25 protein-coding genes are annotated in these 26599 nt (G+C 73.2%); 13 read left to right on the top strand and 12 right to left on the bottom strand.

What is annotated here, in order from left to right:
• The first annotated feature begins 8 nt into the window (after positions 1–8).
• Genes N8I86_RS04080 through N8I86_RS04070 form a run of 3 tightly spaced genes read left to right on the top strand, consistent with a single transcriptional unit; the run spans position 9 to position 2789 of the window.
• Entirely contained in the window at positions 9–1181 is a 1173-nt protein-coding gene (locus N8I86_RS04080) for an acyl-CoA dehydrogenase family protein (RefSeq protein ID WP_073894299.1), read from the top strand.
• A 34-nt stretch (positions 1182–1215) separates the two neighbouring features.
• Positions 1216–2118, top strand: a complete 903-nt coding sequence (locus N8I86_RS04075; RefSeq protein ID WP_073894297.1) for a 3-hydroxybutyryl-CoA dehydrogenase — start codon at positions 1216–1218, stop codon at positions 2116–2118.
• Between the two features lie 44 nt (positions 2119–2162).
• Entirely contained in the window at positions 2163–2789 is a 627-nt protein-coding gene (locus N8I86_RS04070) for a TetR/AcrR family transcriptional regulator (RefSeq protein WP_073894295.1), read from the top strand.
• Between the two features lie 37 nt (positions 2790–2826).
• Here N8I86_RS04070 and N8I86_RS04065 read toward each other — a convergent pair whose 3' ends face one another.
• From N8I86_RS04065 to N8I86_RS04055, 3 genes are all read right to left on the bottom strand, one after another.
• Positions 2827–3603: an NPP1 family protein gene (locus N8I86_RS04065; RefSeq protein ID WP_263277121.1), complete on the bottom strand. Its 777-nt coding sequence runs from the start codon at positions 3601–3603 to the stop codon at positions 2827–2829.
• 147 nt (positions 3604–3750) lie between these two features.
• Positions 3751–4728, bottom strand: a complete 978-nt coding sequence (locus N8I86_RS04060; RefSeq protein WP_073895273.1) for an ATP-dependent DNA ligase — start codon at positions 4726–4728, stop codon at positions 3751–3753.
• Positions 4729–5558: 830 nt separating this feature from the next.
• Positions 5559–6371: an EamA family transporter gene (locus N8I86_RS04055; RefSeq protein ID WP_263280063.1), complete on the bottom strand. Its 813-nt coding sequence runs from the start codon at positions 6369–6371 to the stop codon at positions 5559–5561.
• A 152-nt stretch (positions 6372–6523) separates the two neighbouring features.
• On the opposite strand from N8I86_RS04055, the gene N8I86_RS04050 reads away from it, so the two are divergent.
• Complete coding sequence (locus N8I86_RS04050; RefSeq protein ID WP_123438979.1) at positions 6524–7381, top strand: LysR family transcriptional regulator; 858 nt, start codon at positions 6524–6526, stop codon at positions 7379–7381.
• 121 nt (positions 7382–7502) lie between these two features.
• Here the strand turns inward: N8I86_RS04050 and N8I86_RS04045 are convergent, their stop codons facing one another.
• Complete coding sequence (locus N8I86_RS04045) at positions 7503–8264, bottom strand: helix-turn-helix domain-containing protein (RefSeq protein WP_123438980.1); 762 nt, start codon at positions 8262–8264, stop codon at positions 7503–7505.
• Positions 8265–8451: 187 nt separating this feature from the next.
• Complete coding sequence (locus tag N8I86_RS04040; protein WP_073894286.1) at positions 8452–8898, bottom strand: SH3 domain-containing protein; 447 nt, start codon at positions 8896–8898, stop codon at positions 8452–8454.
• Between the two features lie 288 nt (positions 8899–9186).
• Between N8I86_RS04040 and N8I86_RS04035 the strand changes: the two genes are divergently transcribed.
• The 3 genes from N8I86_RS04035 to N8I86_RS04025 are packed head-to-tail and all read left to right on the top strand — an operon-like array spanning position 9187 to position 12423.
• Positions 9187–9567 (top strand): DoxX family protein, encoded by a 381-nt coding sequence (locus tag N8I86_RS04035; protein WP_073894284.1) that lies wholly within the window; start codon positions 9187–9189, stop codon positions 9565–9567.
• Positions 9564–10031, top strand: a complete 468-nt coding sequence (locus N8I86_RS04030; RefSeq protein ID WP_093479840.1) for a peroxiredoxin — start codon at positions 9564–9566, stop codon at positions 10029–10031. Before N8I86_RS04035 ends, N8I86_RS04030 begins: the two co-directional genes overlap by 4 nt.
• A gap of 52 nt (positions 10032–10083) precedes the next feature.
• A complete protein-coding gene (locus N8I86_RS04025; protein WP_263277120.1) occupies positions 10084–12423 on the top strand; it encodes an ATP-binding SpoIIE family protein phosphatase in 2340 nt (779 codons plus the stop codon).
• Positions 12424–12478: 55 nt separating this feature from the next.
• Here the strand turns inward: N8I86_RS04025 and N8I86_RS04020 are convergent, their stop codons facing one another.
• The gene (locus tag N8I86_RS04020) at positions 12479–13090 is read right to left on the bottom strand and encodes a DNA polymerase ligase N-terminal domain-containing protein (protein ID WP_123438983.1); all 612 of its coding nucleotides are present in this window, start codon (positions 13088–13090) and stop codon (positions 12479–12481) included.
• Between the two features lie 62 nt (positions 13091–13152).
• A complete protein-coding gene (locus N8I86_RS04015; RefSeq protein WP_263277119.1) occupies positions 13153–14016 on the bottom strand; it encodes an oxidoreductase in 864 nt (287 codons plus the stop codon).
• 148 nt (positions 14017–14164) lie between these two features.
• Here N8I86_RS04015 and N8I86_RS04010 point away from each other — a divergent pair, with 148 nt between their 5' ends.
• Both N8I86_RS04010 and N8I86_RS04005 read left to right on the top strand, forming a co-directional pair.
• A complete protein-coding gene (locus N8I86_RS04010; protein ID WP_073894262.1) occupies positions 14165–15025 on the top strand; it encodes a helix-turn-helix domain-containing protein in 861 nt (286 codons plus the stop codon).
• Between the two features lie 115 nt (positions 15026–15140).
• Positions 15141–16115, top strand: a complete 975-nt coding sequence (locus N8I86_RS04005; protein ID WP_073894261.1) for a TauD/TfdA dioxygenase family protein — start codon at positions 15141–15143, stop codon at positions 16113–16115.
• A gap of 30 nt (positions 16116–16145) precedes the next feature.
• Here the strand turns inward: N8I86_RS04005 and N8I86_RS04000 are convergent, their stop codons facing one another.
• On the bottom strand, positions 16146–17174 hold the full coding sequence (locus N8I86_RS04000) for an LLM class flavin-dependent oxidoreductase (RefSeq protein ID WP_073894259.1): 1029 nt from the start codon (positions 17172–17174) through the stop codon (positions 16146–16148).
• Between the two features lie 81 nt (positions 17175–17255).
• A complete protein-coding gene (locus tag N8I86_RS03995; RefSeq protein WP_263277117.1) occupies positions 17256–18758 on the bottom strand; it encodes a metallophosphoesterase family protein in 1503 nt (500 codons plus the stop codon).
• A 173-nt stretch (positions 18759–18931) separates the two neighbouring features.
• Here N8I86_RS03995 and N8I86_RS03990 point away from each other — a divergent pair, with 173 nt between their 5' ends.
• Positions 18932–19219 (top strand): DUF1905 domain-containing protein, encoded by a 288-nt coding sequence (locus tag N8I86_RS03990; protein WP_073894256.1) that lies wholly within the window; start codon positions 18932–18934, stop codon positions 19217–19219.
• A gap of 67 nt (positions 19220–19286) precedes the next feature.
• On the opposite strand, the gene N8I86_RS03985 is transcribed toward N8I86_RS03990, so the two are convergent.
• Entirely contained in the window at positions 19287–20516 is a 1230-nt protein-coding gene (locus N8I86_RS03985) for a low temperature requirement protein A (protein WP_317633644.1), read from the bottom strand.
• Positions 20517–20682: 166 nt separating this feature from the next.
• Between N8I86_RS03985 and N8I86_RS03980 the strand changes: the two genes are divergently transcribed.
• The 3 genes from N8I86_RS03980 (at position 20683) to N8I86_RS03970 (ending at position 24356) form a co-directional block, all read left to right on the top strand.
• A complete protein-coding gene (locus N8I86_RS03980) occupies positions 20683–21135 on the top strand; it encodes a MarR family winged helix-turn-helix transcriptional regulator (protein ID WP_073894253.1) in 453 nt (150 codons plus the stop codon).
• Positions 21136–21169: 34 nt separating this feature from the next.
• Positions 21170–21589: an SRPBCC family protein gene (locus tag N8I86_RS03975; protein ID WP_073894251.1), complete on the top strand. Its 420-nt coding sequence runs from the start codon at positions 21170–21172 to the stop codon at positions 21587–21589.
• A 448-nt stretch (positions 21590–22037) separates the two neighbouring features.
• A complete protein-coding gene (locus N8I86_RS03970) occupies positions 22038–24356 on the top strand; it encodes a M4 family metallopeptidase (protein ID WP_263280062.1) in 2319 nt (772 codons plus the stop codon).
• Positions 24357–24418: 62 nt separating this feature from the next.
• Here N8I86_RS03970 and N8I86_RS03965 read toward each other — a convergent pair whose 3' ends face one another.
• Both N8I86_RS03965 and N8I86_RS03960 read right to left on the bottom strand, forming a co-directional pair.
• On the bottom strand, positions 24419–25618 hold the full coding sequence (locus tag N8I86_RS03965) for a glycoside hydrolase family 64 protein (protein WP_073894248.1): 1200 nt from the start codon (positions 25616–25618) through the stop codon (positions 24419–24421).
• A 193-nt stretch (positions 25619–25811) separates the two neighbouring features.
• Positions 25812–26567 (bottom strand): dienelactone hydrolase family protein, encoded by a 756-nt coding sequence (locus N8I86_RS03960; protein WP_263277115.1) that lies wholly within the window; start codon positions 26565–26567, stop codon positions 25812–25814.
• Positions 26568–26599 lie beyond the last annotated feature (32 nt).

The following is a 26599-nucleotide window of genomic DNA, read 5'->3' as shown; positions in this document are numbered from 1 at the left end:
GGACTTCCATGGACTTCCGTCTCACCCCGCGCCAGGTACAGCTCAAGGCCGACGCGCGTGCCCTCACCGACCTCATCGCCGCCTACGAGCTGGAGTGCGAGGAGAACAACGGCCTGCCCGCCGACGCCCACGCCGAGATCCGGGACGCCGTCCTCGACGCGGGACTCCAGGCCGTCAACATGCCGGCCGAGTGGGGCGGCGCCGGCCTCACCATCGCCGAACAGGTCACCGTGCAGGAGGAACTGGGGCGCCTCACCGGGGCCCTGTGGGACATGGTGTGGCGGCCCGCCAACGCCCTGCGGTTCTGCACGCCCGAGCAGCGCGAGCGCTTCCTGGTCCCGGTGATCCGGGGCGAGCGGCGGGACTGCTACGCCGTCACCGAGCCCGGCGCCGGTTCCGACCCGCAGAACCTCGCCACCACCGCCACCAAGAACGACCGGGGCTGGGTCCTGAACGGCGAGAAGTGGTTCGTGACCGTCGGCGACCACGCGGACTTCATGATCGTCCTCGCCGCCGCGGGCCCGGAGGCCGCCCCCACCCTGTTCCTGGTGGACAAGGACACCCCCGGCATCGAGATGACCCGCGTGCCGCGCTTCATGCACACCTTCGTCTACGAGCACCCCGAGTTCACCTTCACCGACGTCCAGGTGGACGAGGACGCCGTGCTCGGCGGCATCGGCGAGGGCTACGACATCACCCGCTCCTGGTTCACCGAGGAGCGCCTGATGATCGCCGCCCGTACCACCGGCGCGGCCGAGCGGGCCCTGGAACTGTCCCGCGACTGGGCCGTGGAGCGCGAGCAGTTCGGGTCACCGATCGCCTCGTACCAGCTGATCCAGGGCATGCTCGCCGACAGCGCCGTCGACATCGCCGTGAATCGCGCCTACACCCACCAGGTCGCCTGGGAGATCGACCGCGCCTCGGCCGAGGACCGCAAGCGGCTGCACGCCAAGGCCGCCATCGCCAAGCTCTCGGCGAGCGAGGCGTCGGGCCGGGTGATCGACCGGTGCCTGCAGATCCACGGCGGGCGCGGCTACGACCGTTCCTACGCCGTCGAGCGCCTCTACCGCGAGCTGCGCGTCGACCGGATCTGGGAGGGCACCTCCGAGATCCAGCGACTGATCATCGCCAACGAACTCGTCCGCCGCGGTACCGGGGTCCTGGACCTGCCCACCGCCTGACACACCGGCCGACACAGATCGAAGGGAAGCTCGGATGACCGACATCGAACGCGTCGGAGTCGTCGGCTGCGGCCTGATGGGCGCGGGCATCGCCGAGGTCTGTGCGCGGGCCGGCCTGCCGGTGACCGTGGTGGAACGCGACGCGGAGGCGGCCCGCTCGGGCCGCCTGCGCATCGCCCGCTCGCTCGACCGGGCCACCGCGCACGGCAGGCTCACCACCGAGGGGCGCGCGGCCGCCGACGCCCTGATCACCGTCGTCGACCAGATCGAGGCCCTGCACGACAGCCCGCTGGTGATCGAGGCCGTGGCGGAGGACGAGCGCCTGAAGACGGACGTCTTCACCCGCCTCGACGCCGTCCTCACCCGCGACGACGTCCTGCTGGCCACCAACACCTCCTCCATCCCGGTCATCCGGCTCGCCGCCGCCACCTCCCGCCCCGAACGCGTCGTCGGCGTGCACTTCTTCAACCCGGTACCGGTCCTGCGGCTGGTCGAGCTCGTGCCGTCCCTGCTCACCTCCGCGGACACCCTGAGCCGCGCCGAGGCCTTCGTCACCGGCAGGCTCGGCAAGGAGACGGTCCGCACCCGGGACCGGGCCGGGTTCGTCGTCAACGCGCTGCTCGTGCCGTACCTGCTCGCCGCGATCCGCATGGTCGAGGCGGGCAGCGCGAGCGTCGAGGACATCGACCGGGGCATGGTCCTCGGCTGCGCGCACCCCCTCGGCCCCCTGGCCCTGACGGACCTGATCGGCCTCGACACCACCCGGGCCATCGCCGAGTCGCTGTACGCCGAGTTCCGCGAGCCGCTGTACTCGCCGCCGCCGCTGCTGTCCCGCATGGTGGAGGCGGGGCTGCTCGGCCGGAAGTCGGGGCGCGGCTTCCACACGTACCCGGCACAGCCGCGGCACGGGACCGCCGTACCGGCGGAACGCACGTGAGGGAAGATGGTCGCGGAGGACCACCGGACGAGGGGAGCCGCAGGGTGACGACCAAGGTGCGCGGCACGGCCGACACGCGCGAGCGCATCCTGACCGCGGCGTGCGAGGTCATCGCCGAGATCGGCTTCGAGAAGATCCGCATGCGGATGGTCGCCGAGCGGGCCGGGGTGTCGACCGCGCTGCTGCACTACCACTTCGACACCCGCGAGAAGCTGTTCACCGAGGCGATGACCCACTCGTTCGCCCACACCGCCCTGGACGCCGAACGCGACGCGGACACCGCGCCGGCGGCGGTCGTCCTCGCGCGGATCCTGCGGAACCTGCTGCCGACCGACCCGGAACTGCACCAGGACTGGCGGCTGTGGCAGGAGCTGTGGGCCCGGGCGCTGCGCGACGAGACGACCCGGGTCTTCGCCGTCGACCTGTACGCAGAGCTGCACGCGTGGGTGACCGGCGCCATCCGCCGGGGCATCGACTCGGGCGAGTTCGCCCCGGCCGACGTGGACGACCTCGGCACGCTCGTGCTGTCCCTCAGCGACGGCTACGGCATCCGGCTGATGCTGCGCGATCCCGCCGTCACGCTGGACACGGCTCTGGCCGCCGTCTGGCGGCACGTCGCCGGGGCGCTCGGCCTGCCGGCGGAACTGCCCGAGGAACCGTCGGAGACCTGAGGGCGGTCTCCGACGGCCGGGCCTCCGGCGCCCGCGCTCAGGCGTTGGGGTCGAACGGGATGCCGGACGGCTTCGCCGACGCCAGGTGGGAGGCGAAGCTGTCGTCGCGCAGGCCGAAGTGGGCGCTGCCGAAGTCGTAGGAGCTCAACTTGTCCCGGACACCGGCCGGGTAGCCGTTCCAGCCGACGAGGGCCGGGTACTGCCAGGTGTGCCGGTGGTTCTCCGGCGGCTCGTCGTTGGCGTTGGCGAGCCGGAAGCAGTGCGTGCCGATGCCGTCCTTGTGGTACACGACTTTCGGGTGCCCGCCCTCGAAACGGACCTCGGACGCCGGATGCACGGTGAACGACCCGTGGTTGGACGTCGACACGTACCGGATCTGCCCGTCCTGTACCCACACCGCCACGTGCTCCCAGTCGTTGCGGTGCCCGCCGATGCTGCTGCCGGGCAGGGCCTGGTCCTTCTCGAAGTACAGGCCGTACAGGTAGGCGCACCAGCCGTTGTTGCACTTGTAGCGGGAGTAGCTGTTGGTGTTGTCGAGGTCGGAGGCGTCGTGGCAGTTGCCGTTGAGGGCGCCGGTCGGGTTGAGGCCCCCGTTGACCGTGCCGTCGGGGCCGATGGCGGGCGTCGGGTAGCAGCCGTCCGTGTCGTAGTCGAAGGCGGGCTGGTACGTCAGTTCGGCCGGCTCGGCGTTCTTCGGCAGCGCCAGGGGCGGCGCGGCGAAGGCGACGGCGGGGAAGGCGATCACGAGCGCGGCCGCGCCGGCGAGCGTGGCGAACCATCGGCCGCGCCGCGGGCGCGAGGCGAGCGAGGACACGGGTTTCCTCCAACAGCGGTGGGGGGCGGGGGAGTTCAGCATCCCGGCCGAGCACCGCGCTGCCAAGAGGTCACACGCGTCCCAGGAGTTAAGGGCCGGGGAAATCCTGCCGCCGGCTCCCGGGCACGCGTGCCAGGGTGCCGTCCGCTAGACGAACTCGTCCGGGAGGTCCGCCGCCGACTGCTCCGGGGTGAGGTCGGGGCGGAGCCGGAGCCAGGACGGCTGGCGCAGCAGCCCGTTGCGGGTACGGGTGCTGTAGCTGACCTCGCCCACGAGCCGGGGCAGCACCCAGCGGGCGCCGGGGACGCGCGGCACAGGGGTGAAGGGGCAGCGGTCGCTCGCCGCCTCCCCGAGCAGCCGCGCCAGTTCCGTCCGCTCGGCGTGGCTCCAGCCGGTGCCGACCCCGCCCACGTACCGCAGCCCGCCCGCCGCGCGCTGCCCGACCAGTACCGCGCCGGGCAGTCCGGTCAGCCGCCCCTTGCCGGGCAGCCAGCCGCCGACGACGACGTCCTCGGCACGCATGTTCCGGATCTTGATCCAGGCGCGGGAGCGCACGCCGGGCTCGTAGACCGAGTCCAGCCGCTTGCACACGAGGCCCTCCAGGCCGTGCTCGCGGGTCGCCGCCAGCGCCTCGGCGCCGTGCCCGGTCACGGCGCCGGGTGTCGACCAGTGCGCTCCGGTCAGCTGCAGCTCCGCGAGGTGTGCCCGGCGCCGCGTGTACGGCAGCCGGACCAGGGGTTCGCCGAGGAACGGCACGTCGAACAGCACCAGGTGCACCGGCACCTGGGCGGCCCGGCGTGCCGCCCGCGCGGGGGCGTGCGCGAGGCCCATCCGGTTCTGCAGCAGCTGGAAGTCGGCCCGGCCCCGCTCGTCCAGGGCCAGCACCTCGCCGTCCAGGACGGCCGCGGTGCCGCCCAGGGCGCCGCCGAGCGGCCGGAGTTCGGGGTAGGCGCCGGTGATGTCCTCGCCCGAGCGGGCACGCAGCAGCACCGTGCCGTCGCCGGGCAGGTAGACCATCACCCGCTGGCCGTCCTGCTTGGTCTCGTACGCCCACCGGTCGTCCTGGGCGACGGGTGGCAGCCGGCCGGGGGTGGCGAGCATCGGCGGGATGAGCGGCAGCGTCACGGCGGTCACGGCAAGAGCCTTCGACCACGAGGTCCGCCCCCACGCCCCCGGTGACCCGGTTTCCCCTGAACGGTCCTTTGGCGGGGCGGAGCCGGGCCGCACGCGGGGCGACGTCGCGCCTGGGGCCGAGGGGAAGCGACCTTCGTTGGCGCCCTCTCGGCCAACCCGGGAGGGGGCAGGGGCTCTCGTCGGTCTCGTCGGTCTCGTCGTCTCGTCGGGCTGGGGCCGGCGGCCCGCCCGGAGCCGGGGACGTGGCGGGGGCCGCACGGTCGGCGCGGTGGCGACCCGCGGACCACCATGAACCCAGCGCTCGCGGCCGTCGGCCGGGCAATCCCCGGCCCGGCCGATCCCGGCCCCGGTCGTCCCCGGCCCCCGGCCGTCCCCGGCGCCGCCACCCCTCAGTCCGGTGTTTCGTCGGTGATCGGCCTCGACCTCCCCGGCGGTGGGCCGGTGAGTGGGTGTAGCGGGCCGCCGCCGGGCAGTGGGTCGGTCAGCCCGCCGTCCCGGCCGACGGCTCCTGGGCCGCCGGGGCCGGGGCGGCCGAACGGTGGCGGGGGAGGAAGATGGTCCGTCTGCTCATCCTGCATACCTGCGCCGAACACGAACGCGAACGGGCACGGGCCGAGGGCGCCCCGACCCCGCGGGCCGACTGGAGCGAGGTCGCCACGGGGCTAGGTGTATTGACCCGCAGGGTTGTTCACACGGCTGATCGGTAGGCACCGTGGGCCAGGCCGGCCTGATCCAAACGACAGGCCCTAGCCGACGCGATCGTCGGCCTGTGGCCGGCACCGATGAGCGCCACGCGCTGACCGCCGACCGGAGCGGGGCGGTCAGCGGCGCGCCGTAGCGATGCTCACCGCGTTGGCCACCACCACCGCCCCGATGCCCGTCCACTCCGGGCCGCCCATCTCCTGGCCGAGCACCACCAGGCCGACCAGGGCCGCCAGGACCGGATTGACGCTCATGAACAGGCCGAACGTCTGCGCCGGCACATGGCGCAGCGTCAGCAGGTCCGCCAGGTACGGCACCGCGGAGGAGAGGAGCCCGGCGGCCACGGCGCACAGCACGGCCGCCGTCGTCGGCGGATGGCGCAGCGCCACCAGGACACCGAGGGGCAGGAAGGCCAGGGCCGACACGGCGGAGGCCGCCGCCGCGCCCTGCGCGCCCGGTATGCGCCGTCCGACCACACGGTTGAGCAGGATGTACGACGCCCAGCAGCACGCGGCGACCAGACCGAGGGCCATCCCGGTGTAGTCCGCCGAGGGGCGCGGCCGCATCAGGACGACGACCCCCGCCCCGGCCAGCAGCGCGCAGCCGGCGTCGAGCCGGCGCCGGGAGGCGGCAAGGGCGATCGTCAGCGGGCCGAGGAACTCCAGCGTCACGGCCAGGCCCAGGCCGATCCGGTCGACGGCGGTGTACAGGCTCAGGTTCATCGTGCCGAACACCGCGGCCAGCAGGAGCACCGGCCACCACTGCCGCCGGGTGAAGTCGCGCAGCCGCGGCCGGGCCACCGCGAGCAGCACGACGGCGGCGACGTACTGCCGTACCGCCACCACGCCCAGCGGGCCGAGGACCGGGAAGGCCAGGGCGCCGACGGCGGCGCCCGTCTGGTTGGAGAGCCCGCTGCCGATCATGGTGGCCACCCCGGTGAGCCGTCCGGGCGTGGGCGGGGGCGTCGTCGCGGCCGAGGGCACGGTCCCCGCCGGGAGTTCGAGAGCTCTTCGCATGCCCGGATCGTGCGCCCGCCGGTTCCTTGCGCAAAATGCATGCGTCAGCCGATCTATACGCTCAACGCATGCACGACATCGACCTGCGCCAGTTGCGCTGTCTCGTGGCCATCGTCGACGAGGGGACGTTCACCGACGCGGCGATCGCCCTGGGCGTCTCCCAGGCCGCCGTCTCCCGCGCCCTCGCCTCGCTCGAACGTGCCCTCGGGGTACGGCTGCTCCGGCGCACCTCCCGTGAGGTGACCCCCACCGCGACCGGCCTGCGGGTGGTGGCACAGGCCAGGCGGGTGCTCGCGGACGTGTCCGCACTGGTCCGGGAGGCCACCTCGGGGCACACACGGTTGCGCGTCGGGTACGCCTGGTCGGCGGTGGGCCGGCACACGGTCGCGTTCCAGCGTCGGTGGAGCGGGGCCCACCCGGAGACCGACCTGCACCTGGTCCGCGTCAACTCGCCCTCGGCGGGCCTCGCCGAGGGGGCCTGCGATCTCGCGGTGGTCCGGCGGCCGCAGGACGACCGGCGTTTCGACACCGCGATCGTCGGCCTGGAACGGCGGCTGTGCGCCCTGGCCGCCGACGATCCGCTGGCCCGGCGCCGCTCGGTGCGGCTCGCCGAACTGGCGGACCGCCTGCTGCTGGTGGACCGCCGTACCGGCACGGCCACACCCGAGCTGTGGCCGCCGGACGCCCGGCCGGCCACCGAGGAGACGCACGACGTCGACGACTGGCTCACCGTCATCGCGGCCGGCCGGGGCATCGGGGTGACGGCCGAGTCCACCGCGCACCAGTACCCGCGGCCCGGCATCGTCTACCGGCCCGTGCGCGACGCCGAACCGGTGGCCGTACGGCTCGCCTGGTGGCGCGACGACCCGCACCCGGCGCTCCAGTCCGTCCTGGAACTGCTCACCGAGCTGTACCGGGCGGCCTGAGGAAGCGTCACGAGGGAGTGCCGCCCAGAGCGCGAACAGAATTGTTGACAGTTCGCGGAGGCCGCCGAGGCCCGTGAGGTCAGGGAGGTCCCGGAACCCCGGGTACGGCGCTCCGCCGCACTCACCCCTGTTCCTCCAGGTCCGCGTCCAGCCCCGTGCAGGCCACCTTCCCGTCCGCCTCGGCGCACGCCTCCACTCCCCGGGGCGAGCGCACGGAGAGCATCGGGCTGCTGTGTCCGCCGGTGTCGCGGGCGGAATAGCTCGCCGAGAACACGTCCTGCCCCGCCCGGACCGACACCTCCCGGGCCCGCGGCGACCGGACCCGCACCTCGGACCACGCCGTGCCGCAGGCGGGGGACCAGCGCAGCCGGACGGTGTAGCCGCGGGCGTCGACCGAGCTGCGGGTCTGCGCGTCCCGGGCGCACGCCGAGGCGTCCGGCAACTCCCCCTGGCAGGCGCGCCCCTGGCAGCGGGACACCGCCGGGAGGGTCTGTGCGGCGGGCGCCGTGCCCGGCCCGCCCGACAGGCCGAGCGTGGCGCCCAGTGCCGCCGCCGCGCCGCACAGGACGACCGCCGACACTGGCAGCCAGGTGCGCCGGCGGTTCGGGCCGGGCGGGGGCGGCGGGCTCGCGGACGGCCGCGCGTCGGCGGCGTCCCACAGGGGCAGGACGGCCTCGGGGTCGCCGCCCGCCAGTCGGCACAGCGCCTCCACGGCGGGCCGGGGCGGCCGCTGGGCGCCGGACAGATAGCGGTGCCAGGCGGATTTGCTGTACGGAGTGCGCGCGGCCAGCGCCGCGAGACTCAGCCCCGTGCGGTCCCGCAGTTCACGCAGGCCCGCCGTCAGGTGCTCGTCCGGCGTGGTGGATCGTTGGGGGTGCCCCATCGTGCGTTCCTCGACTCCCATCCGCTATGGGCGGTTTCGCCCCTGATGTTCGGAATGGCTTCCCCGTCGTGAGGGGGCTGCAACGCCGGAGAGGTAGGAGGAAGGTGAGGCCCGGGCGGACCGAAGGCCCGTTCGGGGGCCGTCGAACGGGCCTTCGGTGTTCAGGGGGTGGGGTGGTGAGGGCGCGTCAGCACCAGGGGAGGGTGCGGTACGGACGCACGTAGCGGGCCGACACGTAGCCCCGGTGGTGCGGCAGCCGGTACCAGACGTGGTTGCCGCGCACCCACGAGCCGTGGGTCCGGCAGGCGAGCCGCACGGTCCGGTGGGCGTGCCGGTGGCCGATCACTCGGTAGCCGGTGCCGGGGCCGGAGCGGACGTTGAGCCGGGCGCCGTGCGTGACGACACGGCCCGTGGCCGCGGCGACGCGGTGCGTGGAGGAGCGGAGCGGGACTCCGGGGACGGTGAAGCGGTGGATGTGGTGGTGCCGGGCCGGGTGGGTGCGGTGGTGCCGCGCGGTGGCGCCGGGCGCCTGCGGTGCGGCCGCGCCCGCCGTGGCGGCCCCGGCCGCCGTCGGCAGGAACGCGAGCAGGGACACCGCGGCCACCAGGCCGCCCTGCAGAGTCCGTCGGATCATGGAAACCTCCGGCTGTCGTTCTCGTGACCACGAGCAGTGATCACGACGGCCAGCCTTGCCGCGGTGGACCCGGGAAATGCCGTGCCCGCGTCCCGCGGGACGTCCCGGCCGTCCCCGGGACGCGCCCGGGCACCGCCGGGCGCCCCACCGGGCCCGTGCGGGGGGACGTCCCGCCGTCCCGACCGCCCGGTGCACGCCGGTGCGACCCGGCCGTACGAGGCGGGGGAGCGGCCCGCCCCGCGCCTACCGTCCAGTAATATCCGGCGGCAGATCACCAGAGGAGGAACCGTGCCCCGCTCCGAACGATCACCCCTGCTGCTTGCCGGGCTCCTGGCCACCGCCGGAGTCGCCCACTTCGCCGTCCCCCGCCAGTTCGACGCCACGATCCCCCGGATGCTCCCGGGCTCGCCCCGCACCTGGACGTACGGCAGCGGGGTGGTGGAACTGGCCCTGGCGGCCGGGATCGCCGCACCCCGCACGCGCGCCGTCGCCGCGAAGGCGGCGGCGGCCTTCTTCGTCGGCGTCTTCCCCGCCAACGTGCAGATGGCCGTGGACTGGCGCCACCGGCCCACGCCCCTGAGGACCGCCGCCCTGGCCCGCCTGCCGCTCCAGGTCCCCCTGGTGCTGTGGGCCCGCGGCGTCGCCCGCAAGGGGGAGGGGCGGTCATGACCGAGCGCATCGAGATCGGGGACAAGGCCGACGACTTCGCCCTGCCCGACGAGACGGGCACGGTCCGCCGGCTCGGCGAGCTGCTGGCCGACGGCCCCGTGGTCCTCTTCTTCTACCCCGCCGCCCTCACCCCCGGCTGCACCGCCGAGGCCTGCCACTTCCGCGACCTCGCCGCCGAGTTTGCCGAGGCGGGCGCCCGGCCCGTGGGCATCAGCGGGGACACCGTCGAGAAGCAGCAGGAGTTCGCCGGACGGCACACCCTCGGCATGCCGCTGCTCTCCGACGCCGACGGCGCCGTCCGGGAGCGGTTCGGCGTCAAGCGAGGCTTCTCCCTCGCCCCGACCAAACGCGTCACCTTCGTCATCGCCGAGGACCGCACGGTGCTGGAGATCGTCCGCAGCGAGCTGCGCATGAACACCCACGCCGACCGGGCGCTCGCCGCCCTGCGGGCCCGCCGGGGCTGAGCCGGCCGGTCCCGCGCTTGATGCACCGGACCGATCGGATCATCCTGGGCGTATGGAGCATGTCGCCGCCGTGGCGTTCATCGACGCCCGAGGCCGGGTGACCGGATGGAGCGAGGGCGCGCGGCTGCTCACGGGCCACCCGGCCGGGGACGTCGTGGGCCGGCCGGCGGCCGGCCTGCTCGCGGAGGACGTCACCGCCGACGCACTCGCCACGCGCTGCGGCACCGTCGCCCTGCGGCACCGTGAGGGCCACCGCGTCGAGGTGGCCCTCACCGCGTGCCCGCTCCTCGGCCAGGACGGTGAGGCCACCGGCTACGTGGTCACCGCCGACCAGGGCGCCGCGCCCGCCCCTTCCCTGGCCGCCCAGGCCTTCGAGCAGGCTTCCATGTCCATGTCGGTCTTCGACCTCAGGCAGTGCTACCTGCGGCTCAACGAAACCGCCTGCAAGGTCATGGGTGTCGCCGAGACCGGGCTGACCGGCCGCTTCTTCTCGGACACCGTCGAGGACGGCGAAGCCAACCAGGGCCTCCTGCACCACCTCCAAGAGGTGGCCGAGACCGGCAGGCCGGTCCGCTACGAGAGCTTCGCCCGCGCCCCCGCGCTCAACCGGGAACATCTCTGGAGCATCGAGATGTGGCCCCTGCGCGGCGACGACGGTGAGATGACCGGCGTCGCCATGGCCGCCTTCGACAACACCGAGCAGTACTGGGCGCGCCGCCGCCTCGCCCTGCTGAACGAGGCCGCGACCGGCATCGGCACCACGCTCGACGTGGTCCGCACGGCCGAGGAACTGACCGAGATCCTGGTCCCGCAGTACGCCGACTTCGCGAGCGTCGACCTGCTCGACTGGGTGCTCGGCGCCGAGGAGCCGCCGATCACGGCGGAGCACGGTGCCCTGCTCCAGCGCGTGGCCCACGGCTCCACCCGTCCCGGCAGCCCCGGCGCGGCCATGCGCATCGGCGAGAGCGACGCCTACCCGCCGCTCTCCCCGCCCGCCCAGGCGCTGCGCGAGGGCCGGGCGGTACTGGCCCAGGCCGGCGAGCCGGCCTTCGTGGAGTGGCTGACCGAACGCAACAGACGCTCGCCCGCGGGCCGCGATCTCCGCCTGGGCGTCCACTCCATGATCGCGGTGCCGCTCCGGGCCCGCGACACCACCCTCGGTGTCGCGGTCTGCGTCCGCGTGGTCCATCCCGACGGCTACGGCCCGGACGACGCCGTGTTCGCCGAGGAGCTCGCCAGCCGCGCCGCCGTGTGCATCGACAACGCCCGCCGCTTCGCCCGTGAGAGGGCCACCGCCCTGGCTCTCCAGCACAGCCTGCTCCCGCGGGGCCTGCCCGGACAGGCCGCGGTCGAGGTGGCCCACCGCTATCTGCCGTGCGGATCGCTGGCCGGCATCGGCGGCGACTGGTTCGACGTCATCCCGCTCTCCGGCGGCCGGGTCGGCCTGGTCGTCGGCGACGTCGTCGGCCACGGCATCCAGTCCTCGGCCACCATGGGCCGGCTGCGGACCGCCGTGCGCACCCTCGCCGACGTCGACCTGCCGCCGGACGAACTCCTCACCCACCTCGACGACCTGGTCACCCACCTGGCCTCCGAGGGCAGCCCCGAAGAGGTCGCCGAACTCGGCGCCACCTGCCTGTACGCCGTGTACGACCCCGTCTCCCGCCGCCTCGCCCTGGCCGCCGCCGGGCACCCGGCCCCGGCCGTCGTGCTGCCCGGCGGCACGGCCGAGTTCGTCCCGATGACCGCCGGGCCGCCGCTCGGTGTCGGCGGTCTGCCCTTCGAGGCGGCCGAACTCGAGCTGCCCGAGGGCTCCGTCGTCGCCCTCTTCACCGACGGGCTGCTGGAGGACCGCGACCGGGACGGCGACCGGACCGCCGAGGAACTCCGCCGCGCGCTCGCCGCACCGAGCGACTCCCTGGAGTCCCTCAGCGACAACGTGCTCAAGGCCGTCATGCCGGAACAGCACATCGACGACGTCGCCCTGCTCCTGGTCCGCACCCGGGCCCTGGGCGCCGACCGGATCGCCACCTGGGACGTCCCGCCGGACCCGGCCGAGGTCGCCACCTTCCGGCAGGCCGCCGGCCGCCAACTGGCCGCCTGGGGCCTGGAGGAGGAGGCCTTCGTCACCGAACTCGTCGTCAGCGAACTGGTCACCAACGCCATCCGCTACGGCACCCCGCCCATCAAGCTCCGCCTGATCCGCGACCGCGCGCTCATCTGCGAGGTCTCCGACGGCAGTTCCACCTCCCCGCACCTGCGCCGGGCACACGTCTACGACGAGGGCGGCCGGGGACTGCTGCTGGTCGCCCAGCTCACCCAGCGCTGGGGCAGCAGGCAGACGGGCAGCGGCAAGACCATCTGGGCGGAACAGCCGCTGCCCGGCACCTGATCACCGGAACCGGAACGAGTGGCCCGGATCCGGCGCGTCCTGGGAGAACGGGGCGTCACTCCTCGCCGGCGGCCGCCGCGACCTGGGCGAGCGTGCGTCCCGTGCGCACCGAGCGGGCCCGCCGTGGATCCGGGGTGCCGTGCCCGGCCGGCCGCGCCGGTCCCTTGCGCACCAGCAGCCAGGCCTCCTCCTCGTCCGGGCCGCCGCGGAAGCGGGTGAGGGCGTACTCGCCGTGCAGCTTCGTGCCGTGCAGCCGGAAGGTGGCGTGCCCGTGCGCCAGGGACTCGGCGAAGTCCACCGCCCGGCCGCGCCGGTCGTGGCTGAGGGGCTCGTAGGTCCCGTTGTCCCACACGATCACCGTGCCGCCGCCGTACTCGCCCGCGGGGATCACACCCTCGAAGTCCTCGTAGTCCAGCGGATGGTCCTCGGTGGGTACGGCCAGCCGCTTGTCCGCGGGGTCGCCGGACGGGCCCTTGGGGACGGACCAGGACTTCAGGACGTCGTCGACCTGGAGCCGGAAGTCGAAGTGCATCCGCCGCGCGTCGTGGATCTGCACCACGAAGCGGGGCTCGTCAGCGCCGGCCCGGGCGGCCCGGCCCGAGGGTTCGCGGGTCCGCCCGAAGTCGCGCTTGCCGCGGTACGTCCGCAGCCGGTCCTCCGCTGCCACGTGCGGCTCCTTTCGTGCGTGCGTCCGCTCCACGCGCCCCGGGTACCCCGGGCGGGGCGCGTTCAGCCCGCGATGCCGTCCAGCTCGGCCACCGCGTCGTCCGGCAGCACGAGGGCCGCCGCGGCGATGTTCTCCCGCAGGTGCGCGACGGAGGAGGTGCCGGGGATGAGCGCGATGTTCGGCGACCGCCGCAGCAGCCACGCCAGCGCGACCTGCTGCGGCGAGGCCTCCAGCCGGGTGGCCACCTTCGCCAGCGTCTCGGACTGCAGGGGCGTGAAGCCGCCGAGCGGGAAGTACGGCACGAAGACGATGTCCTCGGCCGCGGTGCGGCGCAGCAGGGCCTCGTCCCGCCGGTTCGCCAGGTTGTAGAGGTTCTGCACGGTCACCACCGGCGCGATCGCCCGGGCCTCGGCCAGCTGCGCCACGGAGGCCGCGCTCAGCCCCAGGTGCCGGATCAGCCCCCGCTCGCGCAGCTCGGCCAGCGCGCCGAACGGCTCGGCGACGGAGTCCTCGTTCGGGGTGTCGACGTCGCCCAGCCGCAGATTGACCACGTCCAGCGTCTCCACGCCGAGGTGCCGCAGGTTGTCGTACACCTGCGCCTTCAGGTCCTCGGGGTGCCGGGACACGATCCAGCCGCCGTCGGCACCGCGCCGGGCACCGACCTTGGTGACCAGGTGCAGCCCGTCCGGGTAGGGGTGCAGGGCCTCCCTGATGATCTCGTTGACCACCACGGGACCGTAGAAGTCCGCCGTGTCGATGTGGGTGATGCCCGCCTCCACCGCCGCGCGCAGCACCGCGACCGCGCGGCCCCGGTCCTTCGGCGGGCCGAAGACGTGCGGCCCGGCCAGCTGCATGGCGCCGTAGCCCATCCGCGTCAGGGTCGGTCCGCCGACCGGGGTGACGGTGCCGCCGAGCTGTGCAGTCATGTCGTACCTCTCACGTTCTCCCGGCCACCGGTCCGCCCGGTCGCCCCACCTCCACCCTGCGCCCGCCGGGCACGGGCCGGCAGTGCCCCCGCGATCCTGGGAGTGACAGGGACAGTCACCGGCGGCCGGGCGACCGTACGGTGGTGCCATGGACGGTTCGAACGCGCTCGGTGAGTTCCTGCGCGCCCGCCGCGCGCTGGTGCGGCCCGAGGACGTGGGCCTCCCCGGCGGCGGCCTGCGGCGGGTGCCGGGGCTGCGCCGCGAGGAGGTCGCGATGCTGTCCGGCATCAGTTCCGACTACTACCTCAGGCTGGAGCAGGGCCGCGACCGCAACCCGTCCGTGCAGGTGCTGGAGGCCGTCGCCCGGGTGCTGCGGCTGGACGACGACGCCACCGCCCACCTCGTCGGGCTCGCCCGGGAACGGCCCGCGTCCGGCACACGGCCCGGGCGCCGGACGCCGCAGGTCCCGGCCGGCCTCCGCCGGCTGATCGACGGCTGGCCGCGCAACCCCGCCTACCTGCAGAACCGCTACACCGACTGCCTGGCCGCGAACGCCCTGGCCACCGCGCTCACCCCCAACTACCGGCCCGGCGTCAACCTGCTGCGGGCCGTCTTCCTCGACCCCGCCGAGCGCGCTCTGCGCCGGGACTGGGAGGACCTCACCGCGGAGGGCGTGGCCGCTCTGCGCTCGGGTGCCGGGGCGGACGCGGACGACCCGCGCCTGCGCGACCTGGTCGGCGAGCTGTCGCTGCGCAGCGAACGGTTCCGCGTGCTGTGGGCCCGCCACGAGGTACGGCCCCGGCGCGGCCGGGTCACCCGGCTGACCCACCCGCAGGTCGGCGACCTCGACCTGCACTCGGAGAAGCTGTCCGTGGAGGGCGCCGACGGGCTCACCCTCGTCGTCTTCCACGCCGAGCCCGGCAGCCGCGGCGCCGAACTCCTCGACATCCTCGGCAGCCTCGGCGCGCCCTCGGCCGGCGCCGCGCAGGAACGCGTCGACGGACCGTAGCCCACCGCCGCGGCACGGCCGCGTTCCGGACACGGACCGTACGGGTGTTCGCCGTCCGGGCGCCGGAGGTGCCACGATCCTCGGGGAGCCGGTACGGACGAGCATCGGAGCGCGCATGACGACGCACAGGGCCACCGCGGACCGCACGGAACGGGTCGCGGGTGTGGAGGTGAGTCCGGTCGCCGGGCACATCGGGGCCGAGATCACCGGGGCCGACCTGGCCGGACCCCTCGACGACGCCGTGGTGGACCTGATCCGGCGGGCCGTGCTGCGCTGGAAGGTGGTCTTCTTCCGCGGGCAGGAGCTGGACCACGCCGGGCAGGTCGCCTTCGCCCGCCGGTTCGGGGAACCGGTCGTCCTCGGGCGGCGGGGCAGCGCCTCACCTGAGGGCTTCCCCGAGGTCGAGACCACCGCGGACCGGCTGGAGCTGGGCGGCCGGTTCGGCATGGAGCACGAGGAGTGGCTCCAGCGGCGACGGCACACCCTGCTGCGCGGCTGGCACTGCGACCACGGCGCCCGCATCGACCCCCCGGCCGCGACCGTGCTGCGCGCCGAGACGGTCCCGCCGTACGGCGGCGACACCACCTGGGCGAACCTGGCCGCCGCCTACGCCGGTCTGTCGGCGCCGGTCCGCGCCTTCGTGGACGGGCTGCGCGCCGAACACCGTCTCGGCGTCGGCTACCAGGCACGGCCCGGCGACGACGCGTACCTGCGGCACCTCCTGGACCACCAGGTCGCCTCCGTGCACCCGCTGGTGCGGGTGCACCCGGAGACGGGCGAACGGGTGCTCTTCGTCAACGGCTACTACCTGGAGCAGATCGTGGACGTCTCCCGTCCCGAGAGCGCCGCGCTGCTGGAGATGCTGCTGGAACAGGCGGTGCGCCCCGAGTACACGGTCCGCTTCCGCTGGGAGCCCGGCAGCGTCGCCTTCTGGGACAACCGGGCCACCATCCACCTGGCCCCGAGCGACAACGTCCACCTCGACCTCCCCCGTGTCATGCACCGGGTGATGCTCGCCGGTGACGTGCCGGTGGGGGTGGACGGCAAGCCGTCCGAACCGGTCACGGGGACCGCGCCGGGCCGCTGGTGAACCCCGGCCCCGGGTGGCGGCCGGCGCGGCTCAGCCTCCGGGCCGCCACCCCAGGGCCGGGCCCAGCCTCGTCGCCATGTCGGTGAGGATCTGCACGTAGTCGTCGTGCCCGAAGGTGAACGGCAGCGCGAACGCCACCTCGTCGATCTCGCGGAAGGCGGCGTGCGCGTGCAGCCGCTCCGCGAGTTCCGCCGAGGTGCCCACCAGGTCCGGGGCGAACAGCAGCCGTGCCGGGCCCTGGGGAGCGGTCGTGCGCGGCAGGCGCTGGTCCGCGTACGCGGCGTACCTGGCCCGCTGGTCCGGCGTCGCCGAGTCGGTGGGGATCACCACCAGGCCCTGGGACACCCGGGCCGCCTCGCCGTCGGGGTGGCGGGCCCGGAACTCCCGGATGTGGGAGAGCTGGATCGCGGCGAAGTCCGCCGGGGTGTCCGTGCCCTCGGCCTTGACGACGCTGCTGGTCAGGAAGTTCATCGCGTGCTCGCCCGCCCAGCGTGCCGAGCCGAGGCTGCCGCCGCCGTACCAGAGCCGCCGGCCGAGGCCGGGGGAGTGCGGTTGCACGACGTCGGAGAACGTCTCGAAGCCCACCGCACCGCTGAAGCCGGTGGCCGGCTCGCCGCGCACCAGGTCCAGCAGCCGCCGCACCCGCTCGTAGCCGAAGTCCTCCGTGTCGGAGGTGTCCGGGTACAGGGCCTCCTTGACCTGCTCGTAGTGCGTCGGCGGGCCCACGCTCACACCCGGGTTCAGCCGGCCGCCGGACAGGATGTCGACGGTGGCCAGGTCCTCGGCCAGGCGCAGCGGGTTCTCCCAGCCGAGCGGGGTCACCGCGGTCCCCAGCTCGATGCGGCGGGTGCGCTGCGAAGCCGCGGCGAGGACGGCGACCGGGGACGAGATGCCGTACTGCAGATGCCGGTGGCGGACCCAGGCGCTGTCGAATCCGAGCCGCTCGCCCAGCTCGATGATCTCCAGCGTGGACTCGTGGCCGCGGGCCGGGTCAGCCGGGTCGAACAGGCCGATCGTGAGGAAGCCCAGCCTGCGCAGCGGGCGAGAGGCGGTCGGCACGGGCTCCTCCAGCGGTCGTACGTCGATTCTGCCGCGATTGTGGCAGGCGAGTGTGACAGCCGTGTGATCGTTCCCTCGCGATCAGTCCAGCGGGATCGTCACCTCGTCCTCGACCGGCGGATCGAGCTCCTGGGCACGGTTGCCGGTGGCGGCGAAGCAGCGCAGCCGGACCGCGTCCGCGCTGACGTCCAGGCGCAGGAAGCACTTGAAGAACGGCGGGCTGTAGGTGGTGGAGGACGGTGAGAACAGCTGGGTGTAGATCTTCCGCACCGGCAGCCGGAACCGCCTCCTGCGCTCGGGACGGCTCCCGGTGCCGAGCAGGCCCGCGACCAGCCGGGTGCGCCGGGTGATCCGGGCGCCGGCTCCGGGCGCGCGCCCCGGCTCGATGCCGAGGCGCTCGGCGACGACCGCCGTGGCCTCGTCCTCGGTGAGCGTGAAGAAGCGCCGCAGCCGCATCCGCCGGCCGTACAGACGGCTGTAGAACGACAGGGAGTCCCCGCGCAGCGGGTAGCAGCGGAATTCGCGTTCGGTGACTCCCGCCACCGACACCCGCGGGATGGTGTGCGTGGCGTGCATGAACGCGCCGCCGCCGCCCGCCACCACGTACTGGACGGTGCGGCCGGCCACGTCGACCGGGTACCGCTGGTAGTTGTGGATGTCGCCGCCGATCGCGGCCACGTAGTGGTGCTCGGGGTCCCGGACGACGTCGTCGACGAAACCGCCGCCCTCGATCGCGCAGGGGTGGTGCTCGCCGTCGACGTACAGCGGCGACCCGGTGATGAGGATCTTCGGCTTCGGCCCCCGGGACACCTCCCGCAGCCAGGCGCCCTGTTCGGCGTCGATCGTGCCCAGCAGACCGGTGTCGATGCCGACGATCCGGACCGGACCGGCGTCGATCGCCCAGTACGGGCCGGGCTGCTCGGCCTGCTGGGCGGGCGCCGGCCGCAACGCCCGTGCGGCGGCGAGGCGTTGCTCGTCCGTGGGGCCCGGCCGGTGCCAGAGCAGCTCGCGCCACCAGGCGCGACCGAGCGGGCGGGGGCGGGGCTCGGGGACGGGCGGCGGGGTGTCGGCGCAGAAGACACGCATGAAGGCGCCGAGGTCCTCGTACCAGTCGTGGTTGCCCGGTACCGCGTACATCGGCGCCGGATAGTCCTGGTACGGCCGGAAGAACTTGTCGCCGTAGTCGCCCGCCGCGCCCACCGGGTAGATGACGTCGCTGGCGATCACCGCGAACTCGGTGTCCTGACCCACCTTCAGGAAGCCGGGCACGACGGCGTACTGGGAGGCGTCGCCCTCGCCGGTGTCCCCGAGGACCATGAAGGAGAACCGCTCCGGTACCTCGCGCCGGATCACCTTGTCGGCGGGGGCGCCCGCCGCCTTGCGCCGTGCCACCCAGCGGCCGCGGGTGCCGCCGGTCGGATCGCCGAACCAGGAGGCCAGCACGCCGTTGCGGGCGGCCCACAGGATCCTCGGGTTCAGCCACGACAGCTTCTCGACGTGGTCCGGCATCAGCTGCTGGTAGGCACCGCGCTCGGCCGCGCCCCAGCCGGCGCCCTGGGCGGTATCGCGTGAGGAGTCAGACACGCGCTGCACCGTAACAACGCGCCGGTCACCAGGCGTATGCGGGGCCCCTGTACGTCAACCTCCGTGACGGCCGGAGGGATTACCCGCCGGGGTACGCTGAGCGCGCGGCCCGGCTCCTCGGGAGGCCGGGCCCTTCGGCCCCGCGGGGCCCCGTCGAGGAACGGAGCGGATCTGTGGAACTCGCCTTCGCGGGACCGGTGATCGAGTGGCGGGGGCCGTCGCCGTACTACTTCATCGCCGTCCCCGACCAGGAGGCCGCCGACATCCGGGAGGTGGCGGCCATGGCCACGTACGGCTGGGGGGTCATCCCCGTCGAGGCGCGCATCGGCGCGATCACGTTCACCACCTCGCTCTTCCCGAAGGACGACGGCTATCTGCTGCCGCTCAAGAACGCCGTGCGCACCCCGCAGGGCCTCGCGGCCGGCGACGACGTGGCCGTGGAGATGACCGTACGGCTGTGACCCCGGCCGTCGGCGGGCCGCCCACCGGCCGGGACACCGCGGCCCGTCCGGCACCGGCCGGCCGCCCTCAGGCGCTGCGGCCGCGCGCGGCGAGGGCCTTCAGCATCTCCCGCTGGTGGCGGTGGCCGACCGTCTCGTACCCGACCACCGTGACGAAGGGCGCGAGCATCACCACCAGCAGGCACACCGCCGTCGGCACGCCCGCCGCGGAGAGCAGCACGGCGGCGGCCAGCACCGCGAGGGTGAGGGAGATCAGCAGCAGGTGGAAGCGGTCCGTCGCGGAGAGCAGCAGCGTGTGCAGCAGGTAGACCATGAGCAGGAAGAGGCCGACCGGCAGGGCCAGCGACAGGATCACGGCGACGCCGCCGACCTCGGCGTGGTGCTCCAGGTGCAGTCCGGCCACATGGAGTCCCGCACCCGCTCCCGCGATCCCGAGGAACACCGGGATGTGGCCGTAGCCGAAGACGTATCCGCGACTGCGGCGGTGCACGAGCAGGTCGCCGAAGGGCACGGCGAAGTACACCCACCACATGCCGAAGGTGAGACCCACGCCCGCCACGACGACGGCGACGGCGTTTGCGGTCCAGTGCGTCCCGCCGGCGCCGCCGAGCAGGTCACCTGAGGAGGCGACCGTGCCGACGACCCCTTCGCCGAGGGTGATGATCGCGAACAGGCCGTACCGCTCCGCGACATGGTGCGGATGCCAGGGGGTGCCCCCGGCGCCGCCCTGGCTGAACACCGGCAGCAGCAGCTCGACGACGCCGAGCGCGGCGAACGCCCCGAAGGTGACGGGCAGCGGCAGCTGGGCGAAGCCCACCACCACCCAGCCGGCCTGCGCGAGGACCGTCCAGCGGATGTTCGCCGTGCCCACCAGGTGGAACGGCGGCGACTCCCGGGACGCCCGCCACCACTGGAGCACCATGGCGACCCGCATCACGACGTATCCGATCACCATCGCCCGCAGTTCGAGGTGACCGCCCTCCCTGATCGAGTCGAACATCGCCGGGAGTCCCAGGGAGAACACCACGACCCCGATCATCTGGAGCATGGTCAGGCACCGGTAGTGCCAGTCGTCGGTGTCGAAGGCCGAAGCGAACCAGCTGAAGCTGATCCACGCGACGCTGATCGCGAACATCGCCAGCACGAACGCGGTGAGCGCCTTGCCGGGCTGCCCTGCGGCGATCATCTCGGCGTAGTTCGACGCCGCGGTGCCGACCGCGACCACGAACGTCAGGTCGAACAACAGCTCCAGAGGTGACGACACCCGGCCGGGCTGCTCCGGATCACGGCCGCTCATGGGCACTCTGCTGTGGGCCAGTCTGCCGCCACCGGGACCGCCGGTCCGCTTCGTTCCGCTCATGCGCAGCATGATGCCGCCTCGGCGGCCCCGCGGCTCACACGCGACGGCACCGCCCCAGCGGTGGTGTCTTGACAACTGATGTCGCGACAACGAATATGGACGTGTGACATCGACCAGCGGTCTTCAGGACCATCTCGGCTACTGGCTGCGCCGTCTCTCCGACGAGGTGCACGGGCGCTTCGAACGCGAGCTCGCCACCCATGACGTCACCGTGGCGCAGTGGACGGTGCTCATCACCGTCCACCGGGGCGACGCCTCGACGACACGGGAGGTCGCCCGGTACATCGACATCGACTCCGGTGCCGTGTCCCGCCTGGTGGACCGGCTCATCGCCAAGGGACTGATGGCCCGCGAGCCGGACCCGGCCTCGCGCCGGAGCCTGCTCCTGGTCCTCACCCCGGCGGGCCGGGACCTCGTCCCGCGGCTCGTGGAGATCGCCGACCGCAACGACGCCCACTTCTTCGGCGACCTCGATCCGGCCCAGCGCGACCGCCTGCAGACCTGGATCCGCGAGCTCGTCGAGGCCGCCGAGAACGGCACCGGCGCCGGCACCTGATCCAGCACACAGAACGCTTCCGAGGAGGAAGACGATGAACTCCCCGCTCCACATCACCCGTTCGGTCACCAAGACCGTCTCCATCGCCCGGCCGCCCGCCGACGTGTACGCGTTCGTGGCGGACCCGGCCAACTGGCCCCGCTGGGCCGTCGTCAACGTCCAGGCCGTCGAGCCGACGGCCGACCCCGACTGGTGGCTGATGGACACCCCGCGCGGCCCGGCCCGGCTGCGCGTCCGGGGTGAGGCCGCCATGGGTCTGCTCGATCACGACTACGTGGACCGGGAGGCCGCCTGGAGCGTGCCGGCCCGCGTGGTGCCCAACGGCGAGGGCAGCGAGTTCATGATCACGTTCTTCCAGCCCCCGGGCTTCACCGACGACTACTTCGACCAGCAGATCGCGCTCGTCGACAAGGAGATGGCGGCGCTGAAGAGGGAACTGGAGGCGTCCGCCTGATCCTCCGTCACCTCCAGCGCCGTCAGCGCCACCCGCGGCGACTCCTCCTGCGCCGCGGGTGCCGCCATGGGGTGAGCACCCCCCATCGGGACCCCGCCGGGACCCCGGAACCGCTCCCTCCGACCTGGAACCACTCCCTCCGCACCGGCCGGTATAGGGAAAACCCTTGAATGCCCCCGGCGTGACTGACATGCGCGAGTCAAAGCTGGAATTCTCCCTCCAGCACATCGCATCTCCATGGTGTGCGCACGGATCACGGTCCCGCACAGCTCAGCTCGCCCGGGCAGCAGACCCGTCTGCCCGGTCTGTCACCGGCCGCCACCCCGCGGCCGCAGCAGGAGGAGTACGAGTGAGACGCTCTCCCCACCGACCCCTTCCCCACAGAGGTCACAAGCGGGCCACGGTCGGAGCCGCCCTGCTCTCCACCGCGGCCTTCCTCGCCCTCGGCATGCAGGCGGTCCCCGCGTCCGCCACGCCGGCCGCCCCCCACCCCACCCCGCTGCGCACCGGCGGCCTCGAGGCCAAGCTCTCTCCGGCCCAGCACCAGGCACTGGTCAAGAGCGCCCAGCAGAAGACCTCCACGACCGCCCGCACCCTCGGGCTCGGCGCGAAGGAGAAGCTGGTCGTCAAGGACGTCGTCAAGGACAACGACGGCACGCTGCACACCCGGTACGAGCGCACGTACGCCGGGCTCCCGGTCCTCGGCGGCGACCTCGTCGTGCACACCCCGCCCGCCTCGCAGGCCTCGGGAACCGTGAGCACCACCTTCGCCAACAAGCGGGCCATCAAGGTCGCGAGCACGTCCGCGACCTTCACCAAGTCCGCCGCCGAGACGAAGGCCCTGAAGGCCGCCAAGGCCCTCGACGCGGACAAGGCCACCACCGACAGCGCCCGCAAGGTGATCTGGGCCGGCACCGGCACCCCGAAGCTCGCCTGGGAGACCGTGATCGGCGGCTTCCAGGACGACGGCACGCCCAGCCAGCTGCACGTCGTCACGGACGCCACCACGGGTGCCGAACTCCACCGCTACCAGGCGGTCAAGACGGGTATCGGCAACACCCAGTACAGCGGCCAGGTGTCGCTGACCACGACCCAGTCGGGCTCGAACTACACGCTCACCGACGGGGCGCGCGGCGGTCACAAGACGTACAACCTCAACCACGGCACGTCCGGCACGGGCACGCTGTTCTCCCAGACCAGCGACACCTGGGGCAACGGAACCACGTCGAACGCGGCCACGGCCGGCGCCGACGCGCACTACGGTGCCGCGACCACCTGGGACTTCTACAAGAACACCTTCGGCCGCAGCGGCATCCGCAACGACGGCGTCGCCGCCTACTCCCGCGTCCACTACGGCAACGCCTACGTGAACGCGTTCTGGGACGACAGCTGCTTCTGCATGACCTACGGCGACGGCTCCGCCAACGCGGACCCGCTGACCTCGCTGGACGTCGCCGGCCACGAGATGAGCCACGGCGTCACCGCGGCGACCGCCAACCTCAACTACACCGGTGAGTCCGGCGGCCTGAACGAGGCGACCTCCGACATCTTCGGCACCGGTGTGGAGTTCTACGCCAACAACTCCACCGACGTCGGCGACTACCTCATCGGCGAGAAGATCGACATCAACGGTGACGGCACGCCGCTGCGCTACATGGACAAGCCCAGCAAGGACGGCGGTTCGGCGGACAGCTGGTACTCCGGCGTCGGCAACCTGGACGTGCACTACTCCTCGGGCCCGGCGAACCACATGTTCTACCTGCTGTCCGAGGGCAGCGGCACCAAGGTCATCAACGGCGTGACCTACAACAGCACGACCTCCGACGGCGTCGCCGTCACCGGGATCGGCCGGGCCGCGGCGCTGCAGATCTGGTACAAGGCGCTGACGACGTACATGACGTCCACCACCAACTACGCGGGCGCGCGCACCGCCGCCCTCAACGCGGCGGCCGCCCTGTACGGCACCAACTCCACCCAGTACGCCGGAGTGGGCAACGCGTTCGCCGGCATCAACGTCGGCGGACACATCAACCCGCCGGCCAACGGCGTCACGGTCACCAACCCGGGCAGCCAGTCCTCCACCGTCGGCACGGCGGTGAGTCTGCAGATCCAGGCGACCAGCACCAACAGCGGCGCGCTGTCCTACAGCGCCTCCGGTCTGCCGTCCGGTCTGTCGATCAACAGCTCGACCGGCCTGATCACCGGCACGCCCAGCGCGGCGGGCTCGTACAGCACCACGGTCACGGTCACCGACTCCACCGGCGCGACCGGCACCGCGAGCTTCGGCTGGACGGTCAGCACGACCGGCGGCGGCTGCACCTCCACCCAGCTCCTGAAGAACCCGGGCTTCGAATCGGGCAGCACGAGCTGGACCGCCACCAGCGGTGTCATCACCACCGACAGCGGTGAGGCGTCGCACAGCGGGTCCTACAAGGCCTGGCTGGACGGCTACGGCTCCTCGCACACCGACTCCGTGTCCCAGTCGGTGACCATCCCCGCGGGCTGCAAGGCGACCCTGACCTTCTACCTGCACATCGACACCGCGGAGACCACCAGCAGCACTCAGTACGACAAGCTGACGGTGACCGCCGGTTCGAAGACCCTGGCCACCTACTCGAACCTCGACAAGGCCTCGGGCTACAGCCAGAAGTCCTTCGACCTGTCCTCGCTGGCGGGCTCGACGGTCACGCTGAAGTTCAACGGCGTGGAGGACTCCTCGCTGCAGACCAGCTTCGTGGTCGACGACACGTCCCTGACCACCGGCTGACGACGGACCCGTACCACAGCGGTCCCGCACCCCGTTCGACGGGGTGCGGGACCCTTGCCGTGTCAGCTCAGCGGATCCAGCGTCAGATACGCCTGCTGGGGGTTGCCGTCGTGCACCAGGGACTCCTGGTTGCCGACGTCGTCGAAGGCGAACGCGTACGCCTTGCCGTCCGCCATCTGCGCGTGAACGGCGCGTGCGTACTGGTTGGTCACCGCGTCCTTGTAGAAGTTGGCGGTCGTGGTGTCCGGCTGGTGGGGCTCGACCAGCAGGGTGGAGCGGTTGAAACCGGCGCACAGCGTCCGGGAGATGGGCCCGCGGACGGCGTCGTTCGGTGCGTCGAGCAGCTTGTGGCAGCCGAAGACGCTGTCCGCGTCCGGCTTCTGGAAACTGGTGACGACCGCTCCGGAGGAGTTGGTGAAGTTCATGACGTTGCCCGAGACCCGGCCGTAGTACTGGGTGTTCGGCTGGTCGGTGAACGGGGTGACGGTCAGCGTCGAGGTCGTGTACTTCTGCCAGACCCGGTTGACGTAGTCGTCCATGACGTTCGCCGGCAGCGCGCCTGTCTCCACGCCGTAGAGCGGGGAGAGCGCCCGCAGGACGGTTCCGTCGGAACGCGTCTGGATCAGCTTGCCCCAGCCGCCCGACTGTCCGCGCAGGGCGTTGAAGACACCCGTGTAGCCGCCGGACTTGAGGTGCCCGGTGCCGGCGGTGCTGCCGTCCGCCCGCTGCACCCCGACCGCGTAGGGCGCCGAGAACATGTCCACCTGGGTGCTGTTGAGCCACAGCCCGGCGTCGTTGAGCGTGTACTCAGACCAGTTGAAGAGGATGTCCCGGTTGGGGTCGGAGGGGTTCTGCACGGCCGGCTGCACCAGGCCGCCGGTGGTCAGCCTGAAGTCGAGCTTGCGGCCGTAGGAGAAGTAGATCCGGCCGGAGAACTTGGGGATGCGGATGGTCCTGGACTGGCCGGCGGCCGGACCGGGGATCGCCGCGTCCGGTGCGGGGGTCGGGGGGTTGCCGCCGGCCGGCCAGGCGTGGAAGGTGCCGTTCGCGTCGGCCCAGCCCTGCCTGCCGGAGGACAGCTGGGTGCCGAGGTCGTACACGTAGACCTGGTCGGAGCGGCCGGAGTTGTTGGTGATCTTCAGGGGGACGGTGTCCGGTACGGCGGCGTCCGCGCGGTCCGTCGTGCCGAGCGCGAGCAGTCCGCCGACGAGGGCCGCCGCGGTCGCCAGGGGCAGCGCGGGACGTGTGAGCCGGTGAGGCACTCTCCACCTCCGTGTGGGGTCGGGGTCGTACGGAATTGGTCCGTACCTGTTTGAGAGCGCTCTCAGCGTCGTGCGAGGACGCGTCCATGTCAATGATGTGGACCGGATCGGCCCGGCGCCCGCCGTGCGGCGGACGCCGGGCCGATACCGGGACGACGACGGCGCCCCGGGCCGGGCCTGTCGGGGTCCCGTGTCAGAAGGTGCGCTCCAGCAGGCCGAGGAGTGCCGCCCAGTGCCGTTCGTCCCCCTCGCGCTGGTAGGCGCTCGTGTCCGCCTGCGTGTAGCCGTGCGGAGCACCCGGGTAGACCTCGCAGGTGTGCCGGACCCCGGCCGCCGTCAGGGCCTCCTCGAACCGGGCGATCTGCTCCGGCGGCAACGACGGATCCTGGTCGGCGTGCCCGAAGTACAGCTCCGCGGTGATGGCCGGAGCGCCCAGGTGCGGGCTGCCCGGATCGTCGGTGGCGAGCCGTCCGCCGTGGAATCCGGCCCCCGCCGCGACCCGGTCCGGGTGCGCGGCCGCCGTCCACAGGACGAGCCGGGCGCCCATGCAGTACCCGGTCAGCGCCACCGGGCCGTCGGCCGCGAGCGGGCTGTCGGCCAGCCAGCCAAGGTAGGCGGCCGCGTCCCGCTCCACCAGACCGGGCGTCAGCGAGGCCACGACCGGGCCGAGCCGCTCCCAGATGTCCGGGTCCGCGGCCGGGTCGATGAAATCGGGCAGGTCGACGACGGGGGCCCGGCCCAGGCGGTAGAACACGTTCGGGACCAGCACGGTGTATCCCGCGCCGGCGAGCCGGTCGGCCATCGACCGCAGGTGCGGCCGCAGGCCGTACGCGTCCTGGTAGAGCAGCACGGCCGGGTGGGGCAGCCCGTCGGCGGGGTGCACGAGATAGGCGTCGGCCACACCGTCCTCGGTGGGGACGTCGACGGCGGTTCCCTGGACATCGGACATGGCGAGAAGGCCCTCCCTCGGGAATGGGCGGC

This window comes from Streptomyces albidicamelliae (assembly GCF_025642175.1).
GTDB lineage: Bacteria > Actinomycetota > Actinomycetes > Streptomycetales > Streptomycetaceae > Streptomyces > Streptomyces albidocamelliae.
This window is presented reverse-complemented; position numbering and strand designations above follow the sequence as displayed.

What these genes read in the sequence shown, in the direction of transcription:
- N8I86_RS04080 (WP_073894299.1), top strand. Translation starts at nt 9, where the DNA reads ATGGACTTCCGTCTCACCCCGCGCCAGGTACAGCTCAAGGCCGACGCG.
- N8I86_RS04075 (WP_073894297.1), top strand. Translation starts at nt 1,216, where the DNA reads ATGACCGACATCGAACGCGTCGGAGTCGTCGGCTGCGGCCTGATGGGC.
- N8I86_RS04050 (WP_123438979.1), top strand. Translation starts at nt 6,524, where the DNA reads ATGCACGACATCGACCTGCGCCAGTTGCGCTGTCTCGTGGCCATCGTC.
- N8I86_RS04045 (WP_123438980.1), bottom strand. Translation starts at nt 8,264, where the DNA reads ATGGGGCACCCCCAACGATCCACCACGCCGGACGAGCACCTGACGGCG.
- N8I86_RS04040 (WP_073894286.1), bottom strand. Translation starts at nt 8,898, where the DNA reads ATGATCCGACGGACTCTGCAGGGCGGCCTGGTGGCCGCGGTGTCCCTG.
- N8I86_RS04030 (WP_093479840.1), top strand. Translation starts at nt 9,564, where the DNA reads ATGACCGAGCGCATCGAGATCGGGGACAAGGCCGACGACTTCGCCCTG.
- N8I86_RS04025 (WP_263277120.1), top strand. Translation starts at nt 10,084, where the DNA reads ATGGAGCATGTCGCCGCCGTGGCGTTCATCGACGCCCGAGGCCGGGTG.
- N8I86_RS04015 (WP_263277119.1), bottom strand. Translation starts at nt 14,016, where the DNA reads ATGACTGCACAGCTCGGCGGCACCGTCACCCCGGTCGGCGGACCGACC.
- N8I86_RS04010 (WP_073894262.1), top strand. Translation starts at nt 14,165, where the DNA reads ATGGACGGTTCGAACGCGCTCGGTGAGTTCCTGCGCGCCCGCCGCGCG.
- N8I86_RS04005 (WP_073894261.1), top strand. Translation starts at nt 15,141, where the DNA reads ATGACGACGCACAGGGCCACCGCGGACCGCACGGAACGGGTCGCGGGT.
- N8I86_RS03985 (WP_317633644.1), bottom strand. Translation starts at nt 20,516, where the DNA reads ATGAGCGGCCGTGATCCGGAGCAGCCCGGCCGGGTGTCGTCACCTCTG.
- N8I86_RS03975 (WP_073894251.1), top strand. Translation starts at nt 21,170, where the DNA reads ATGAACTCCCCGCTCCACATCACCCGTTCGGTCACCAAGACCGTCTCC.
- N8I86_RS03970 (WP_263280062.1), top strand. Translation starts at nt 22,038, where the DNA reads ATGCAGGCGGTCCCCGCGTCCGCCACGCCGGCCGCCCCCCACCCCACC.
- N8I86_RS03960 (WP_263277115.1), bottom strand. Translation starts at nt 26,567, where the DNA reads ATGTCCGATGTCCAGGGAACCGCCGTCGACGTCCCCACCGAGGACGGT.